The 18,029-nt window shown below is 36.1% G+C and carries 21 protein-coding genes and 1 pseudogene; 3 read left to right on the plus strand and 19 right to left on the minus strand.

Going from position 1 to position 18,029, the window contains the following annotated elements:
- Positions 1–8 precede the first annotated feature (8 nt).
- Positions 9–581 carry a hypothetical protein gene (locus AA650_RS18215; RefSeq protein WP_053540095.1) on the plus strand — a complete coding sequence of 191 codons (573 nt, stop codon included), beginning with the start codon at positions 9–11 and terminating at the stop codon, positions 579–581.
- Positions 582–635: 54 nt separating this feature from the next.
- A complete protein-coding gene (locus AA650_RS18220) occupies positions 636–1,643 on the plus strand; it encodes an ATP-binding protein (RefSeq protein WP_081424267.1) in 1,008 nt (335 codons plus the stop codon).
- An 83-nt stretch (positions 1,644–1,726) separates the two neighbouring features.
- Here AA650_RS18220 and AA650_RS18225 read toward each other — a convergent pair whose 3' ends face one another.
- From AA650_RS18225 to AA650_RS29360, 16 genes and pseudogenes are all read right to left on the minus strand, one after another.
- Positions 1,727–2,080 carry a DUF5615 family PIN-like protein gene (locus AA650_RS18225; protein WP_053540096.1) on the minus strand — a complete coding sequence of 118 codons (354 nt, stop codon included), beginning with the start codon at positions 2,078–2,080 and terminating at the stop codon, positions 1,727–1,729.
- Positions 2,081–2,329 (minus strand): DUF433 domain-containing protein, encoded by a 249-nt coding sequence (locus AA650_RS18230; RefSeq protein WP_053540097.1) that lies wholly within the window; start codon positions 2,327–2,329, stop codon positions 2,081–2,083.
- A 97-nt stretch (positions 2,330–2,426) separates the two neighbouring features.
- Positions 2,427–2,837, minus strand: a complete 411-nt coding sequence (locus tag AA650_RS18235; protein WP_053540098.1) for a hypothetical protein — start codon at positions 2,835–2,837, stop codon at positions 2,427–2,429.
- Complete coding sequence (locus AA650_RS18240) at positions 2,834–3,868, minus strand: DNA-methyltransferase (RefSeq protein WP_039200993.1); 1,035 nt, start codon at positions 3,866–3,868, stop codon at positions 2,834–2,836. Before AA650_RS18240 ends, AA650_RS18235 begins: the two co-directional genes overlap by 4 nt.
- Positions 3,869–3,972: 104 nt before the next feature.
- Entirely contained in the window at positions 3,973–4,224 is a 252-nt protein-coding gene (locus AA650_RS18245) for a FeoA family protein (protein ID WP_039200995.1), read from the minus strand.
- Between the two features lie 320 nt (positions 4,225–4,544).
- The gene (locus AA650_RS18250) at positions 4,545–4,844 is read right to left on the minus strand and encodes a 2Fe-2S iron-sulfur cluster-binding protein (RefSeq protein WP_039201032.1); all 300 of its coding nucleotides are present in this window, start codon (positions 4,842–4,844) and stop codon (positions 4,545–4,547) included.
- A gap of 140 nt (positions 4,845–4,984) precedes the next feature.
- A complete protein-coding gene (locus AA650_RS18255) occupies positions 4,985–5,353 on the minus strand; it encodes a HesB/IscA family protein (protein ID WP_039200997.1) in 369 nt (122 codons plus the stop codon).
- A gap of 62 nt (positions 5,354–5,415) precedes the next feature.
- Positions 5,416–6,198 (minus strand): HesA/MoeB/ThiF family protein, encoded by a 783-nt coding sequence (locus AA650_RS18260; protein ID WP_039200998.1) that lies wholly within the window; start codon positions 6,196–6,198, stop codon positions 5,416–5,418.
- Positions 6,199–6,208: 10 nt separating this feature from the next.
- Entirely contained in the window at positions 6,209–6,526 is a 318-nt protein-coding gene (gene nifW / locus AA650_RS18265; protein WP_053540099.1) for a nitrogenase-stabilizing/protective protein NifW, read from the minus strand.
- Positions 6,523–6,723, minus strand: coding sequence for a CCE_0567 family metalloprotein (locus tag AA650_RS18270; RefSeq protein WP_053540100.1), 201 nt, complete (start codon positions 6,721–6,723; stop codon positions 6,523–6,525). The genes nifW and AA650_RS18270 overlap by 4 nt, the downstream gene beginning before the upstream one ends.
- A gap of 83 nt (positions 6,724–6,806) precedes the next feature.
- On the minus strand, positions 6,807–7,283 hold the full coding sequence (locus tag AA650_RS18275; RefSeq protein WP_442853946.1) for a NifX-associated nitrogen fixation protein: 477 nt from the start codon (positions 7,281–7,283) through the stop codon (positions 6,807–6,809).
- A complete protein-coding gene (gene nifX / locus AA650_RS18280; protein ID WP_027404272.1) occupies positions 7,280–7,699 on the minus strand; it encodes a nitrogen fixation protein NifX in 420 nt (139 codons plus the stop codon). The genes AA650_RS18275 and nifX overlap by 4 nt, the downstream gene beginning before the upstream one ends.
- A 125-nt stretch (positions 7,700–7,824) precedes the next feature.
- The gene (nifN, locus tag AA650_RS18285) at positions 7,825–9,153 is read right to left on the minus strand and encodes a nitrogenase iron-molybdenum cofactor biosynthesis protein NifN (protein WP_053540102.1); all 1,329 of its coding nucleotides are present in this window, start codon (positions 9,151–9,153) and stop codon (positions 7,825–7,827) included.
- 103 nt (positions 9,154–9,256) lie between these two features.
- Positions 9,257–10,624: a nitrogenase iron-molybdenum cofactor biosynthesis protein NifE gene (nifE, locus tag AA650_RS18290; protein ID WP_053540103.1), complete on the minus strand. Its 1,368-nt coding sequence runs from the start codon at positions 10,622–10,624 to the stop codon at positions 9,257–9,259.
- Between the two features lie 1,000 nt (positions 10,625–11,624).
- Positions 11,625–13,160 carry a nitrogenase molybdenum-iron protein subunit beta gene (nifK, locus tag AA650_RS18295; RefSeq protein WP_053540104.1) on the minus strand — a complete coding sequence of 512 codons (1,536 nt, stop codon included), beginning with the start codon at positions 13,158–13,160 and terminating at the stop codon, positions 11,625–11,627.
- Positions 13,161–13,344: 184 nt separating this feature from the next.
- Positions 13,345–13,503: pseudogene (locus AA650_RS29360) on the minus strand (nitrogenase molybdenum-iron protein alpha chain); the annotation flags it as partial.
- Positions 13,504–13,739: 236 nt separating this feature from the next.
- Between AA650_RS29360 and AA650_RS18300 the strand changes: the two are divergent.
- The gene (locus AA650_RS18300; protein WP_053540105.1) at positions 13,740–14,327 is read left to right on the plus strand and encodes a hypothetical protein; all 588 of its coding nucleotides are present in this window, start codon (positions 13,740–13,742) and stop codon (positions 14,325–14,327) included.
- 1 nt (position 14,328) lies between these two features.
- Here the strand turns inward: AA650_RS18300 and AA650_RS18305 are convergent, their stop codons facing one another.
- Genes AA650_RS18305 through AA650_RS18315 form a run of 3 tightly spaced genes read right to left on the minus strand, consistent with a single transcriptional unit; the run spans position 14,329 to position 17,437 of the window.
- Positions 14,329–15,939: a DUF2225 domain-containing protein gene (locus tag AA650_RS18305; protein ID WP_053540106.1), complete on the minus strand. Its 1,611-nt coding sequence runs from the start codon at positions 15,937–15,939 to the stop codon at positions 14,329–14,331.
- A gap of 20 nt (positions 15,940–15,959) precedes the next feature.
- The gene (locus AA650_RS18310) at positions 15,960–16,382 is read right to left on the minus strand and encodes a hypothetical protein (RefSeq protein WP_053540107.1); all 423 of its coding nucleotides are present in this window, start codon (positions 16,380–16,382) and stop codon (positions 15,960–15,962) included.
- A gap of 14 nt (positions 16,383–16,396) precedes the next feature.
- Entirely contained in the window at positions 16,397–17,437 is a 1,041-nt protein-coding gene (locus tag AA650_RS18315) for an effector-associated domain EAD1-containing protein (protein ID WP_053540108.1), read from the minus strand.
- Between the last annotated feature and the right edge of the window lie 592 nt (positions 17,438–18,029).

The following is an 18,029-nucleotide window of genomic DNA, read 5'->3' on the forward strand; positions in this document are numbered from 1 at the left end:
GAGCATCTATGCCACGCTATTCAGACAATATCTATACAGCAGTTGGTTTTCGTTCTTCCGAACCAGGTGGAAGGTTGAAAATAATTGAAATATTTGGCTTACCTGGTCAGAGAATTAAAAACGATGAAATAGTTGTCACCCCCAAGACGCAAAGTTTCTTTGATAGCTTAATAGTGAGAAAAATTTTTCGTCAAAGCTCCCGTATCAAAAATTGTGATTTTGAAAGTCTCAAAATATGGCTTTACGATACTGAAGTTATGAATAAAGAGAGGGGTTATGATGTACCTGAACTTGATAAACAAGATTTAGTAATACGATCTAACATATCTTACTCAAATTTAGAACAAATTTACGTTCTTGATAATAATTTACAAGGTGCAGAATATCGGGAATGGCAGAATATTGTTGAGGAACTTTTTAAGCCATTATTTTCGGGATTTGTAGTACCTCCAGAAGCACCAGAAATTATTGCCGAAAATCCTTTATTCAAAGCTATCGGCTCAATATTGCAGCCTTTAGATCCAGATGTGAAAATGAAACAAAACCTTTGGTTTAATTCTTTAATTATTCAAATTGATTAATAAAACCGAACTAACTCTAATTTTTGATTTAGAATATTTATTGAGGGAAATTCAATGCCGAGACATGATAAAGAGCGAGTATTTCGTCAAGAATCTGGTGAACAAACTCTTCCTGAAAATGAGGAAAATAAGAATAAAGAAGTGTTGAATGGATCAAGTAAATCACCAGAAACAACAATAGATTTCACACCTTATTTAAGAGAACCAAAATATTCTCTTGAAAATGTAATACTGCCACAAAAAAGCAAAAAGCAAATCGAATCAACTATAGTTGAACTTGAATATCAAGACCTAATTTACAAAGACTGGGGAATGGGTGAAAAACACAAATTAGATAAAGCCCTTTCTATCAACTTATCAGGACCACCTGGTACTGGCAAAACACTCACTGCTGAAGCATTTGCTCATTCAGTAAAAAAGAAAATTCTAGTAGTTCCCTACCAACAACTTGAATCTAAGTATGTTGGTGAAACTCCTAAAAATATTGCAAAAGCCTTTGAATTTGCAACGAGTAATGACGCGGTTTTATTCTTTGATGAAGCTGATTCATTCTTGGGTAAACGGCTAGAAAACGTAAGTCAGTCAACCGATACAGCAGTTAATTTAACTCGCAGTGTAATGTTATTACAACTGTCAGCATACGAAGGGATAGTAATATTTGCAACAAATTTAATTTATAACTATGACCCAGCTTTTATCAGCAGAATTCGCTGGAAAATTCAGATTGATTTACCTGATGAACAAGCAAGAGCTAAAATTTGGCAAGTTCAAATTCCTCAAAAACTTCCTTTAGATAAATCAGTAGATTTTGCACAACTTGCATCTCAATTTGATGGAATATCAGGGAGAGATATTAAAAATGCAGTTTTAAAAGCTGTTGTTTCTGCTGCAAAAGAAAATAAGATTACAGAGCAAAAACAAGTTACACAATCTCATTTTATAGAAGCAATAACTGAGATAATTGCAGCTAATCAGGCATCTGTAAAACCGGAATTTAAAATAGCCCCTGTTAATGGTCAAGTAGACTTACCTTCCGAGAGAATGAATGCAATATCTAATTAATTTTTAGATAAGTCATTAGGGTGCGTTGTGGTTTGGGAAAACGCATCCTAATCTCAAAAAATCAGAAATACTCGATAAGCAGATTATTTTATCCTGGCAAATCTAATCTGCGTTTCACTGACTACCACGAAACTATCTGCTAACTGTTCCTTATGCTGCTCTAATACCTGTTGTAAAATATAGATTTTATTTGCAGAACGTTCATTTTCCAAACGCAGAAGAATCACACCCCGGTGAGGGTATTTATCTCGATAAACTTTCTCGCCAAAATCTTTGTCACTAGTAATCAAAATCCAATTTTCATCAAAGGCCTTTTGAATAATTGTGTCATCATCTATTCCCCGTCCTTGTTCATAAACTGAGAAAACTTCATAATCTTGTTCACGTAACCAGCGAGCGACAGTCACACCTGTATTTTCATCTACTAAAAATCGCATCTAGGCAATCTCCGCAATCAAAGGCATGAAACTGGTACTTTCTAGAGAGCGAGATGCAAATAATAAACAAGCTCGAATATCTGCTTCTGCTAAACCTTCATATTCTTCCAGAATTTCTGCGACTGTTGCGCCGTGTGCAAGGAGATTAAGAATATACTCGACAGTTAAGCGTGTACCCTTAATTATTGGTTTTCCCGCCATTACTTTGGGATTTGTAGTAATACGATTCAGTATTTCTCGTTCTATCATATATTATCAAGTGGTAAAGAACATAGCAGTTACATTTATTATATTATTTGATGCTGTAGGTTGGATCAAAATTTCACCTAAAAGGAAAATTTGCTTTCTACAGGTTCAAGATATCGTTGGCTAATTTTATTCCTTCCTCAAAATTCCAGATAATTTCTGCGCGTGTTGCTTTTGTTAAAAATGCAGTTTCCTTATTAGCGTATCGTGGAAAATTTATTTTAAAAAATGGTGTAGTTACCTTAGTATCAAGGACTCTAGCAGAATATCCATTTGGAAATTTAGCCATGTGTAACCTAATATCTTGCTCAGGTTTAATTATTTTCTTAAGTAAAGTTGTAATAATTACCTGAATTAAAGATTTATCAGTTTCTATTTTCTGAATAAAAATATCTAGGCTTACTTTTATTTCTTCCTGAATTTCTGATAATGCTTGATTTTCAATTAATTCAATTGCTTGCTGATAAAATTTTTCTAATATTTCTATGTCTTGATTATAATTATATTTCATATAAATAATTCCTGTTGTTTAGAATCAGGTTCTTCCATACGGTTATTAGCTAAATTTACATACTCAGGATTAATTTCAATTCCTAAATAGTTTCTATTTAAATTTCTAGCTGCTACACAACTAGTCCCACTACCACAAAAAGGATCAAGGACAAAATCACCTTCTTGAGTTAACAATTTAATAAGTTCTTGAATAATATATATAGGATAAACTGCTGGATGATGATTATTTTTAGTAATTTCTACCGGACTTTCGATGATGTCTTTTTTCATCGTGTTTCCTAAAATTCTAATAATAGTAAAACCATTATTCTTAATTTGGTTATTTCTGCCTCCATCTTGTCCACCATAGGCTAATTTATGTATTCCATGAATTTTCATTCTAAATCCTTCAATTTCTCCATTATGTACTGCCAAAATAGCTTGATTTAATGCTTTAGTAGCATTTATTTTTTGTTCTTCGCTTAAATCTGAATTTTTGATTAATTCCAGATATTTTTTACCTAATTTATCAGATGGTTTACTTTTTATGCTTTTATGAAAAGTGTCTAAGTGTTGTAAATAACTATCTAAATTAAAGTAATAATCCTTTGATTTAGCAAATATGAAGAAAGGTTCTGTAGCTTGTATTAATTTCCTTTTATCTTGACGTGGTGTAGGATTTAGTTTTGACCATGTAATTTGATTAATAAGAAAAATACTTTGATTTTGGGTGGCTTGAATTGCAAATTTATAAGGAATTAGAGATAAACTGCCATTAATATATTTATCTCCCAAATTAAAAACTATTGCTCCAGTTTTTTTCAAGACGCGCACACATTCCCAAAAAACTGTTAGTATATTTTTTAAATATTCTCCTTCAGTTGCTTCATTACCTATACCCAAATCACCATTTCCATAATCACGTTGTTGAAAATATGGTGGTGAAGTAATAATTAAATCAAAACTATCATTCTCTATTTGTTTGAGAACAGATAGATTGTCACCCAGAAGAATTTTATTTCTACAGTCTAATATTTCTTGTAATTTCATACAATTATCAATGAGTATTAATTTAAATTGTTACATTGACCTAATAATACAGGTTTTATGTCTTTTAAATCACAATTTAAACAAAAGTTAATAATCTCTATTTTTCACCCATCAATTACCCGCACATAAATAGCCCGTGCTATTTCCCGATCTATAGTCATAGATAAACCACCACATTTAATCACAAAAGTCGGAAATTGCTGTTCTACAGTAATCGTATTCCCTGTTTTAATGCCCATTAATATCAGCTTTTTTCTAATTGTCTCATCTTGACTTTGGCAAACAGTAACAATGCCACAATCTCCTGATTTCAGCAATTCTAAAGAACAACCCATAATAGTAAAAGGAGTAAACATTGTATTATCAAAATAAAAAGCGAAAATTGAAATGATGAAAGATGATAAACATCCTCCATCATTGTTAAAAATGAAAGGGTAAAGCAAAAGCTTAATGGTGTCAACTTAATCTCAAATCCCTACCACATCTCGTTCCTAGTCTCTGACTAGGAATGCAGTTGATGAGGCTCTGCCTCTAATATCATTGAAGGCAGAGCCTTCTAAAATGCGTTTCCAGTCAGAGACTGGGAACGAGATGAACGAGATGAACGAGATGAACATTCTCCATCATTGTTAAAAATGAAAGGGTTTAGCAATGCTAAACCCCTACAAATATTGTATTAAGCAAGGTAAGGTTCTTGGTGGGTTTTGATTGTGCAGTTAGAACGAGGATAGGTAACACACAATAAAGCGAATCCTTTGCCCATTTGCTCATCATCTAGGAAGACTTGATCGTCTTGATTGACTTCACCTTCAACAATCTTACCTACACAACTAGAGCAAGAACCGGAGTGACAGGAAAAAGGTAATTCAATACCAGCTTCTTCTGCTCCTTCTAGAATTGTGGTGTCTTCGTCAATTTCAACTGTAGTGTCTAAATCTTCTTTTTTGTTGATCAATCTTACTTGATAACTTGCCATTTTCCAATTCTCCTCAAAGATTAATGAAGTGAGCTTTTGAGTTACAGCAACGGACAAGGAGGTGAGGACATTAACTAATAATAAATAAAAGACTTTTAGCACTGTCACCTGTCACCTGTTCCCTGTCACCTGCTATAGAGCTATTGTCCACAAGGTACACCTGTGGGAGTACCATCATTGGTTTTAAAAGACTTGCCACAACCGCAGGTATCAGTTGCATTGGGATTGGAAAACTTGAAACCGCTATCCATGACTCCCTCAACAAAATCAACTACCACACCTGCTAATAACGGCGCACTTTTAGCATCAACGTAAATCAACACATTTCCTTGTTGAGATACGACATCATCAGGTTGGGGCTTACTGGTAATTTCGATGCCATACTCGTAGCCGCTGCAACCACCGTCTTTAACCCAGATGCGGACACCCTTTTTAGCGTCTTCGGTTGCAGAACCTTTTAAAAATGCCCGCAGACGAAATTCAGCCTTTTCTGTTAAAGTAACAGTCATTTTGTTTCCTATTCTGTAGCGAATATTCTGATTTGGAATGTGGATTTTGAAAAAGTGGTACTTTACACTGTTGCAGTTTGAGATTGGGAATATCTCCAAGGGGCAGTATTACCGCAGACTGGACAATTGCGATCGCGGTGAGAACGACGTTTAGCAAATTCCATTCTGTTCAAGTCAATCGTCAGCAACTCTGACAACAGCGGTTGACTAAAACCAGTAATGAGTTTGACCGCTTCCAAAGCCGTCAAACAAGCTAAAGTCCCAGAAACCGCCCCCAGCACAGAAAACCCGCGCCGATCCCAATCCGGCTTTTCTGGAAACAGACAGGATAAACAAGGCGTAACACCAGGAATAATCGTGGTGAGATAAGCCTCCATTCCATCCATAGCCGCCTCTACCATTGGCTTACGCCAGCGCACACAGGCTTCATTTAACAAATTGCGTTCCGTGAAATTATGAGCGCAATCCAAAGCCATATCCGCCGACTGCACCAACTCATCCACATTTTCAGCGGTAATGTAATCGTGAATTACATCCACTTGGACATCAGGATTGATGGCTTTGAGTGTTTCTTGGGCTTTAAATACTCTAGGTTTACCCACCCAGTCATCAGTCATCAAAACCTGACGATTCATATCATCCAGCCGCAAATCACCACCCCGGACTAGGATTAGCCGCCCAACGCCCGCTACTGCTAGGTAAAGCGCCGCCGTACCGCCTAATCCACCCACACCTGACACCAAAACAGTCGCTGACTTCAGGCGCTTTTGAGCTAATTCGCCAAAATTAGGAAGCATCATTTGGCGACTATAGCGTTCCAATTCGGTAGGCGTTAGGTTGATCACTTTTTAACTCCTAATCTGAGGTGATTTCTGTCAGGGTAACTACATTTTTCCGCTTATCATTAAATACCTTGAACAGCTTTTGTTCATGGGGTGTGGATTCTATAAACACCTGATAAGCTTGCTGTAAAGCTGTGCAATATTTCTCTAATCTTTCTTCATCACTTATCTGGGGATAAGTATCATCAATTTGACTCATGAACTGAGAAAACTTTTTCAAAATATGTAAACGATTTACGTTCACAAATTTTTGGTCGTAGGACAGATTAAAAAAGATAAAAAACTCTTCTGCATCTACGAGCTTTTTAAATTCATCAATATTGGTACTCATTTAGAATTCTCCATTTTTTTGAGTTGTTGCTTGAGTCCATCTAACTGACAGTAAATTTCATAAGTTTCCGCAGCAACATCCATCAGTTTGTGGTAGTCTGTGGGCAATCCTTCCGCTAAATCATGCAGATCCATTTTCATTTGACCTGCTTTGCTATTTAGCTTTTTAATCTTGTTGGTGATTTCCTCAATTGTCATATTTTTTGTCCTTTGTCAGTTGTCCTTTGTCAGTTGTTCGTTGTTCAAATACCACTGACAACTGACTACTGACCACTGACTAATTAAAGATTGCCAACTTCGGGGAAACGCTTGGCTAAATCAATGCCTTTTTCCACAAACTTTGCGCCTTCTTCGTCTAATTTATCGAAGGAATCAAAACCAAAACGATGGGCATCACGTAAGGTTTTTACAGTTAATAATAAGCGTCCGGAAAATATTAAAGCCCAGCCAAAACCCTCATGTCCTAATTCCACAACCACATTAGAAATGAGTCCGGTTTCCTTTTCAATACTGGATGCTATCGCTCGAAAAAAAGCATTTATTCGGGAAAGAGTTGCGGGATCAATTTCACCTTCTACAGAAATTTCCCGTTTCTTTTGTTTAGTAACAATATAGGGTTTGAGGATTAATTCATCAGTCCAACTCCGGTAAAACCCATAACTATCTTGCGCCCGGATTTGTTGAACTAATGATTTATGGAAAGGAGTTAAAACCACCTCTGAATTGTTACCAGTTCCATTCACATCATTTATGCTCATAATGTTGCTTCGTTTTCAAGTTCTTCAGCAAAACTAAGTTTTTTCTGGACTAAAGCTTTCCGTAACCAAGGTGGAGGATTACCCTTGAGAGTTTTGACTAATTTGTTGAGAATATCTTCAATTTTTTCCTCTTCAGATTTAGCCTTAACTGGAGTTACGCTCTTTTTAATTAAACGAGCGGCTGCACTACCACCAATAGCGACAACATAAACAATTGTGCAATCATTCAGTGCTTGTAGTTTGGGGGTAATTTTATCTTCATTACCATCTTCTTTGAGATCACCTTCAAATTTGAGGGTTTCTATGAATTCATATCCGTTGTCGGAAATTTCATAAACATCAATTTCTTTAGCCCAACCAAAGTGAGCATTAACATGAATTCGGTCAGTTGTCGTAAAAGCAATTTTCACTTTCATTTGTCCTTTGTTGGTTGTCAGTTATCAGTTGTTGGTGGTCGGTTGTCATACTAATTATTCTGAATTAAGATGAACGAACCACAGAGGCACAGAGGACACAGAGATAGAAAAAATGGTATCAGGTGTTATTTGTTGATTACTGATGACCATTGGTGCATCATTGTTGATTCTTCGTGTTCTATGAATAGGTTTCCTATCCCAAAAAGAAGCTCGATAGTACCGCGATAGCCTACTTTGGTAAATAGACCGTTTCCTAATCGGTCATAGATGGGAATACCTAAACGATAGAGCGGAATAGAAAGGCGTTTAGAGATATTATTGACGTTAGAATTACCAATTAATAAATCAGAACCTAATGCCAACTTTTCAAAATCCTCTAAATCACCAATAGTGACATTATTGATAGGAAGTTCTTCCAATAAAGGGGAACGAGTTGTGGTGACAGCATTGTGAATTTCTGCTCCCATTGATTGCAAAAATCCAACTATAGTCCACAACAAATCTGGTTCTAAAGCTAAAGATACTCGTTTGGAACTAAAATAAAAGTGAGTATCTAACATTGCGTCTTGCAATTGCCGACGTTGACGACGATATTTTTCAGGAACGGGATTTCCACTTAATAAAGATAATTTTTGCAGAAATTGATCTACAGGTTCTAATCCTGTTATATCTCTGAATACTTGATAGTTAGTTCCAAACCTTTCCTCTAAAATTTTCGCCGCACCGCGCATACTTTCACCTAATGCTAAGGTAAAAGCCGAACTACCAAGAGAACGTAATTCTTTTAAAGTTGTGCCACTAGCAGTTATAGGAGTATAACCATCTTCCAAATGTCCATCTAAAGAAGCTCCCAAATCAGGTACAAATATTGGTTCTAGACCAAAAGCTGTGACCATTTCTCGAACTTCTTGAACATCTCCAGGAGTGAGAGCAGCACCAGCTAAAATTGTGATTTGTTCTGGTTTAATTCCCCCTGCTTTGGGAATTTCTTTAACTATACTTTCTACCGCAACTGCAAAACCGTCTTGTAATGCACCTTTAAAATCAGGAGTAGGAGCAAAAATAATGGCTAAATGATTAAGTTCAGGATGACGTTCTCGAATATCTTTCAAGAACATTTCAATATCATCACCTCTAGTTTCTGTTAACCCAGTGGTACACAAACCAATAATTTCCGGTTGTACCTTTTCCACCAATGTGAGAATAGCTTGCTCCACATTTTCCTCACCACCCAAAATAGTAGTAACTTCCGTCATTGCAGTAGTAGCAAGAGGAATAGCTTCCCGAAAATGTCGAACCAAAACCACCTTTGCAAACGCCGTACAACCCTGAGAACCATGAAATAAAGGCATAGTCCCCTTCAACCCCAAAAAAGCCAAAGAAGCGCCTAAAGCCTGACTTTGTTTGAGGGGGTTTACAGTCAGAGACTTTTCTGGAACAATTGCGATCGCCATAATAACTATAATCTCAATAATCTCAAAGTATTTCTTCCTTTGCGTCTTTGCTCCTTTGCACCTTTGCGCGAAACAAAAACAAGATGTGTGCTGTAATTTTCAATTATTCCCAAGGAGCAGGCTTCCGAATTTGCTCCCAAACCGGACTATATAAAGCCTCAGTCAACTCCCGCGCCATTTCCACCATGCCCACATAACCCGCGTAGGGATGATGACGTTCTTGGTTAATATCTAAAAAGGGAATTCTCGCTTTCAAAGCAGTATATTGATTTCTACCGCCAGCAATAAGCATATCTGCGTTAGTTTCTTCAATTAATTTCAGGAGTTCTGTAGCGTTCCCCTTCTCCAACATAATGCCATCATTACCCAACAAATTTTTGATTTTTGCTTTATCTTCTTCTGTACTTTTGCGGGTACTTGTGGCCACAACTTCAATTCCCAAATCCTTTGCAGCAGAAATAATTGACCAACTTTTCACACCACCAGTATAGAGAACAATACGCTTTCCTTTCAACTTGGCTCGATAGGGAGCAAGTGCAATATCTAAGGACGCAGTTTCTTCAGCAATGAGTTTTTCTGTGCGTTCCTGCAAATCAGCATCACCTAATTTAGCAGCTACAGTTCGCAGACAACGGTTAATATCTTTAATTCCATAAAATGACTCTTCAATGTAGGGAATTCCGTAACGTTCCTGCATTTTTCGCGCCATATTTAATAAGGCTCGTGAGCAAATCATCACATTTAATTTAGCCCGGTGAGCATAACGCACTTCTTCATAACGAGCATCACCAGTAATTTTCGATAAAACCCGAATTCCTAACTTTTCAAATAAACTTAAAACCCCCCACATTTCCCCAGCAATATTGTACTCACCGATGATATTAATATCATAGGGTGTAGTATATTCCGGTTCAGCAGTACCAACTACATATTCTAGTAAAGCCTCACCACCAAAGCGATTACCTAAGTTTTTGCTGCCAATAAATCCGGGAGCAATCACAGGAATTACCGGAGTTCCAGTTTTTTCGGCTGCTACCTTACAAACAGCATCAATATCATCACCAATTAAAGCTGTAACGCAGGTGGCGTAAACAAAAACTGCCGCAGGTTTGTAATTTTCATTAACTTCTAAAATCGCCTTATAAAGCTTTTTCTCACCACCAAAAATCACATCATTTTCACCCACATCGGTAGTAAAACCTGTTTTATAAAGCATTGGACCTGAAGACAAACTTCCACGACTTCCCCAGGAATTGCCAGCGCAAGCGATCGGACCATGTACCAAGTGAGCAGCATCAGTAATAGGAACTAAAGCAATCATCGCTCCATCAAAGGCACAACCACCTTGAGCCGCGCCAGGTTGGGCTTGTTGGGTACAAGATTTATTTTTCTTTTCTCCCTGTTTCTTTTGATTGTGTTCGCATCCTGATTCACTCAGAAGTTCGTTAATTTTGCTTTGGGTGACTTTCATTTTTATTCTCGTGCTAGATGGAGTTTACTACCATGACAAATCTTGCTTAAAGTTAATCATCAAGATGATGATTTTGACGAAAATATTTTAAATTAATAAAAATTATTTGTGGAACTATTTACAACATTATCTATTTCTGGGTTTGTGTCTCTACAGAAAAGATAATAGAAAGTTGCTGTAATAGAAAATAAGTGAGAAATATCTCACAAATAATTTAGGATTACCACAGGACATAATAAATATAATAATTCTAATTCCCCAAAAATAACCAAGTTTTTATACTTAGTTTGGATTGATTTCTAGATTTTCTGCAAAATCTGATTAACTTAATATTTACACAGATAAACTTTCAAAAAAGATATGTATTTATCTGTATTTTCTAGGTGTGGGATTTTCATAACATTTGGTTTTGCAAGAGAAAATAGAAAAATTGTCAGAATCAGGTGGTTATCGAGCGATAGCCTGCGTGGCGTAGCCATAGTCGAGTTGAAGAAGGAGTCAGGAGTCAGTAGCCAGGAGTCAGAATCAATCAGTCGAGGATTCAAACCTGCGACTGATTAAAGACCACCAAATCTACGATTTGGTGGGGGTCTTAGAGACTTCCAAATAAAAAAATGTCCCAAAACTGATGCAAAAATTCTCTCTCTGTGTACTCTGTGCCTCTGTGGTTCGTTTCTTGGGATAATTTATTTCTTGGAAGTCTCTTAAACCCAGTTATTCATCCGCCACTCGCACAGAATTCATTCTGAATTCTGACTCGGTGACTCCTGAATTCTGTTCGATGATGTCCATGATTAAAGGATGAACAGGATGAAAAGGGGGATTTTATCACCAATTACCAGGAACTTATTTGAAAATTCATCCGTCAAGTAGATCAAAGGAACAAAGAGCTTATGCTAGGAATTAGAGATAGGGGATAGGATTTTAGGTAAATTACCTAAGTCCCAATCCCCTTTGTTTATTGTCGAGGGTGGGGTTTCCCCATCCTTACAGACATTTCTTAACGAATTAAGTCGTAGGAAATATCGGTCTTACCAGCAACATTGGTGGTGCGGTCAATTTCTTCAAATACTGTGTTAACAATCCAGTTCAACAGGTTGATTATGCCTTTGTAACCAACGGTTGCATAACGGTGGTAGTGGTGACGGTCCATGATAGGATAACCGATTCTTACCAAAGGTACACCACAATCGCGCCACAGGTACTTACCGTAGGAGTTACCAATCAATAGGTCTACGGGTTCGGTGAATAACAAGGAGCGTAAGTGCCACAAGTCTTTACCACCCCAGATTTTAGCGGACTTACCAAAGGCACTAGAATCTAACAATGCTTGCAATTCTTTCTCGAATACTTCGTTGGTGTTGTGAACCAAGATATGTACTGGTTCAGCGCCCATTTCTAACATGAAACCAACTACGCTATAAACTAGGTCAGGATCACCGTAGATAGCGAAACGCTTACCATGTAACCAAGCATGGGAGTCGGTCATTGCGTCAACTGCACGACCACGTTCAATTTCTAATTCTTCAGGAATAGCCTTACCAGTCATTTGGCTGAGTTTCATCAAGAACTCGTCAGTTCCCTGGATACCCCAAGGACGAGAAACACTAACGTCTTGTTTCCATTCCTTAGCAATGTATTCACGGGTCTTGGTGGTGGAGTAAGCTTGAAGAGCAATGGTAGCTTTAGCGTTGATGGAATCTGCTGCATCTTCTAGCTTAGTACCACCTGGATACATATTGTATTCACCATCACAAGGTGAATCAACATAATCACTGTTGTCAGATAACAAGGTGTAGTCAATACCCATTAAAGAAGCAATCCGCTTAATTTCGCGGTTGTTTTCTACGTAGGTATCAAAACCAGGAATGAAGTTGATTTTACCGTTGCTCTTGGCTTTCTTCTTACCTTCTGTCAAGGTAGAAAGAATTCCCTTCATCATGTTGTCGTAACCAGTGATGTGAGAACCAACGAAGCTAGGTGTGTGAGCAAAAGGGACTGGGAAATCTTGAGGAACAGAACCAGCTTCCTTAGCATTACCGATAAATGACTGTAAGTCATCACCGATAACTTCTGCCATACAGGTGGTGCAAACAGCGATCATTTTTGGCTTGTACAAGCTGTAGGAGTTAGCCAAACCATCAATCATGTTTTGTAAACCACCGAACACAGCAGCGTCTTCTGTCATGGAAGAAGAAACACCAGCAAATGGTTCTTTGTAGTGACGGGTTAAGTGGGTACGGAAGTAAGCTACACAACCTTGAGAACCTTGAACAAAGGGAAGAGTACCTTCAAAACCCACAGCCGCAAACATAGCGCCTAAAGGTTGACAACCCTTAGCTGGGTTAACGGTTAAAGCTGTCCGTTCAAAGTTCTTTTCCCGGTATTCCCAGCTTTTTGTCCATTCGGAAACTCGTTGTACTTCTGCGTCGGTGTGACCGTTTTCAAACTGTTTCTTGTTTTCAAACAGTTGTTGGTATTCTGGCTGGTGGAATAGCTCAACGTGGTCCTGAATCTTATTGGGATCTTGAGGCATTTTGCGTATCTCCGAGACTTCTGTGTATTGTTTGGTGTATAGAGAGTGGGGAATGTTGCTCAAAATTCAGAATGCAAAATTCAAAACTGAGAATTTTTAATTTTGAATCTTGAATTCCCTACTCCCCCCTGGGGCTAAACCCCAGACTTTTCCTATCCGGCCAGGGTTGCCCCTACTCTGTTTCCTAGACTGCTGCTGTAGCTCTTAATGCTTTCTTTGCAGACTTGTTCCAGGGAGCGCCGATTAATCCCCATGTTGGGCTGTTGAGTGCCAAATCCATGTCACGAGCGAAGATTGCGAATCCGTCGTAACCGTGGTAAGGACCGGAGTATTTATGTGGATGGTTTAATTGGTCTGAATCAGGATATCCAGGATTTGAGGATTTACAGGATATTTTTGATTTTTCGTGGCAACTTTAAAGATTTTTAAAGTCTGAAAATTTTGATACAAATAAATGTTACAATAAACTACGTTGTTTGTACATTTTGATACAATGTTGTTCACACAATGGTTTGATGGAGATTGTCTATCAACCTTTGATTGAATAGTAGCGGAGCTATATTAAGAGGAGTGGGTATTATGACTGAAAAAAAAGTTAATTTAGAACAAAGTTTAATTGGACAAGAACAGGAACTTATTAATCCTCCTAGTGATAGTCCTATTCCTGAATTTGCTCTATATCGGGCTTTAAGAATGGCTGAATTAGCAATATTAGGCGAATTAGAGCGTTTAAAGAGTTCACATAAACTTGTAGGATTACAATTAGAATATGAAGTTGCAGAGATTTCTGAAATAGAAGACAAGGACAAGATTGAGCTTTTACAACAACAAGCACCAATTTATTTTGTTAGATCGGGTAAGTTAATTGATGAAGAAGAACCTCAAAAAATAGAAAAATATCAAAATCCAGAGGAAGAAGAACAAGATTCATTAAATATAGAGTTAATTATTAACTTAGTGGAAAAACTTAAAGAATATCTGATTCAAAAAACTCCACCATCTAATTTATTAAATAAAAATATCCATCTTAATTTACGAATACAATTAAATTCTAAACCCGAAACTATAACAGCTTGTGATCCTAGGTGTAGAAAAGAATGTGGTCATAGAAGTCCTAGTGTAATACAAGACGGAAAGTTAACATGTCATTGTAAAATAAGTTGTTGATTTATTGTGAAATATCTTGTTGAATTAACTGATTAATTAGTTTTTGCCACTCTGGGTGAGTTTTTTGAATTTCTTGAAGCTCACTCACTATTTGGTGGTAATCTGCTCTATCACGTAATATTTGAGAATAATGATCTATTCTGTTTTGGGAATCTTGAGGATCAATTTTAGAAAATTCAAATAAATCTGCAATTGCACCTAGTCTATTTGGACAATTGAATAATCTTATACGTGAGCGTACATCAAGACCATAGGGTCGATCTAAATTTTTGTCAATTACTTGACCTAAATCTCTTTCTGCTTGAGGACATTTGTTAAGATAAACAAACATCTGAGATCGACTAACTAAAGCTCTGCTTATTGAGTCACTTGAATCATTATTAATAACATTTTGATAAATTTCTAATGCTTTATTAATTTTTTCTATTTTCACATAATTTTCAGATTGTTTCACATAATTTCCAGATTGTTTCATATAATTTTCAGCTTGTTGTAACAATAAAGTATCACGTCTATTGAAATTTTCTTCAAATTTATAGCTGCATTTATAAGATTTAATTGCATCTTCATAATTGTTATTTTCTTGATGAGAAGCACCTAAAAGAGAATAAGATTCAGCGGCAATTTGTTTAATCTGTTTTAAATTTAGATCGATTGTTTGATCAGGTTTGATCGTAAGTATTTCATTATTAATTTTACAATTTATAATGTTGTTTAATTTCATTTTTAATAATCTTTCAGATTTCCAAGTGTTGTCTTCATTTGCTTGAAAATAATATAAAGAAGCAATTCCATAGTTTATTTGAAGATCGAGAGTTTTTAAGTAAGTATTTTTAAATTTAGATTTATCTTTTTCATCAAGAGGAATATCTAGTTGTATATCATCAAAATTATTGTCTATAGATTCTATTCCTCCTGAAAAAGAAAATTGACTGCTCCTTCCCCAAATAACTAATACAGAGTTAGGGTGTTTGGGAAATAATCTCTTGCCAAGTTGATTAGCTTCAGATGATTCTTTTACTTTTTGGTTGAATTTACAGATAGTTACATCAGATGGAATTTGTCCCTTCAATATTTCTTTTAAAGAAGTTTTTAAATTAGGATCTGGATTACCTTCAAAATCTGCAATAATAATTTTTATACTATCAGATTTTTCTTGTAATAGTTTATTATCACACAATAATTTAGGTACTTTAGGTTCAACAAAAATATTATAGCCCATGAAACTAATAATAATAATTCCTATACCTAAAAAACAATTTTTGAGAACTAAGGATAAATTATTATTTTTTCGTTCAGATTGATTATCAAGGTTAATATTTTCATTATTTTGAGAATATTTTGTTAACAAATTTTTAATCGTGTTTTGTAATTCTACATTGTCGGGACGCTCTTGAGAAAGAATTTCTAGTAAGTTTTTTAGTTTTCCTCTAGTTTCTGCCCAATTAATAAGGTTAAAAACTATTGATTGAGTTGTTGTTTCACTATTAACAATAGTATCTATATTTTCTTCTAAAGAATACATTACTATTTGTGCCAAATCATCTTTAGTTGGATAGGCTTTAACAATAGATTTAACTAATTTCTGATATTCAACACCTGATAATTTCATAAATCAATCTCCTAATTAAACTAATTTTTCTTGCTCTCTTCCACAGGATTAATTAAAGGAATAACTAAATTATACACAATCAACAAAATTGATCCATAAACAGGATTATAAAAACTCAAAGTATTAAAAGGTTCTCCTAAAGCAAATACCCAAACGATAAAAGCAATTGTAGAAATGCTCGTTTGTTTAATCGCTAGAGGCTTTTTGGGTTCAAAGGTTTGCTTGAGAATATAAACAGCAGTTAATGCGATAAAGATCATGAATAAAATCCATAATATAGTATTTGTGGGTATATTACTAGCACCTTTAATTAGTCCTGTCATGGCAATCCAAGCGCCGACAATTTCAGTGGGAATATATTTCATTAACTTATCAAAATAGCCGTCTAATTTTGCTTCTTCGCCCTTAGCTTCTAGTTGACTGATAATAATTCTGCGTCCCATAGTAACTCCTTAAATTAATTTAAAAAATGTTTAATTTCTTGATAAATAGCAGCAAATAAAATGCCCTCTCTAATTGAGCCAAAAGTTTTCGATTTTTGGGCATGATGTAAGGCTACTAAATACCAATTTTCATCAAAACAAGGTGAACCACTTGATCCTACGGCCGTTTTATTCACATATTGAACTAAACCGCTATTTTGATAAACTCCGGTAATACCATCTTGACTAACTGATAATTTCATTGAGTCTCCTTCAGGATGTTGTAGGACACTGATTCCCATCTTTTCCATAGGTAATTTTTGACCATCCCAACGAGCAGGTTTAATGTCTGTTGCTTGAGTAATTTTCGATTCTACTTGTAATAAAACATAATCTAAATCTTCTGTTTTACTAGAGCATAAGATTGGGTTTTCTCTATCTAATTGAAAAGATTTACCTTGGGTTTCTACTCCATTATCTGAAGTTAAGCAGCCAAATTTTAAAATGGCATTTAAAGCATTATTTTCTAGGTTATCTTCTTCACTATATTTTAAAACATGATAATTAGTTAAGACTTTATTAGGAGTAATTAAAACTCCTGTTCCCATGATGTTACGATAGAGAATTTCAATACGACAAACTGAAGATGATTGGGCGATCGCTCCTTTTAAAAATCCCACATCCCAATAATCTGGTTGAGGTTGTAGCCAACTTTGGAGTTGAATTTCATCGGTTTCTCCACGCCAGTTAATATCGGGTCCAAAGTCTGGTTTCTTGATGGCAGAATCTACAATAAACCTTTTCTTGATAACCATAGACTCATAAAATTCTTTGAGTTCAGGATTACCCGGATTAGTTTCATAAGCTGCTATAATTAGACGCGAGATTTTGCCTCTAGGAATTGCCCATTTTGTCACTAGATTAAATACTAACTGGGTGAGATTGCCACCTCCAGCGATCGCCTCTAAATTTTCTGCTAATTCAAACTGAACCATCATTGCTAAATCCTCTTGAGTGGGATAAGCACTAATGATGGCATTCACTAATTTTTTTAACTCAGTACCAGATAGATTCATAGGATTAAAGCATCTTATACTACAAAATCCTCCCCAGACAGATTTTAGCATAACCTGGGTACAGTGATTTGTGATACTTGTGATTCCATTATTAATTCTTAATATTATATTGCCGATGCCTACCCAATTTATTTAGGAGGATGTTTTAAAAGTTTTCGGCGATTAGAAATCGGGAGTTGCTGAATTGAGGTATAAAATTCCCAAATTGAACCTTTAAAACTCTTACCTTTGCGTCTTTGCGCCTTTGCGCCTTTGCGTGAGACTAAAATTCATACCCTTAATCAGCAACGCCAAATCGCTACTACACAAACAAAGTCCACCGGCGTGGAGTAATGAAAAATCAAGACTTTTGAACCCAAGTTTGCGTAGCGTTCCGAAGGAATAGGTGGGTTTCGTCACTATTTAATTTCGCTATGTTTGCAGTGAGCAATGTCAGCGATAAACTATGTTTGCAATTAACTGATTTATTTTTACTCTAAATATAGTCTGAAAGATTCAGAATAAGTCTCACGCAAAGGAAAAATTAAATTTCTCTGTGCCTCTGCGTCTCTGCGTGAAATAAATTCATATTCTTAATCAGCAACGCCAAGGA

It is taken from the genome of Anabaena sp. WA102 (genome assembly GCF_001277295.1).
GTDB lineage: Bacteria > Cyanobacteriota > Cyanobacteriia > Cyanobacteriales > Nostocaceae > Dolichospermum > Dolichospermum heterosporum.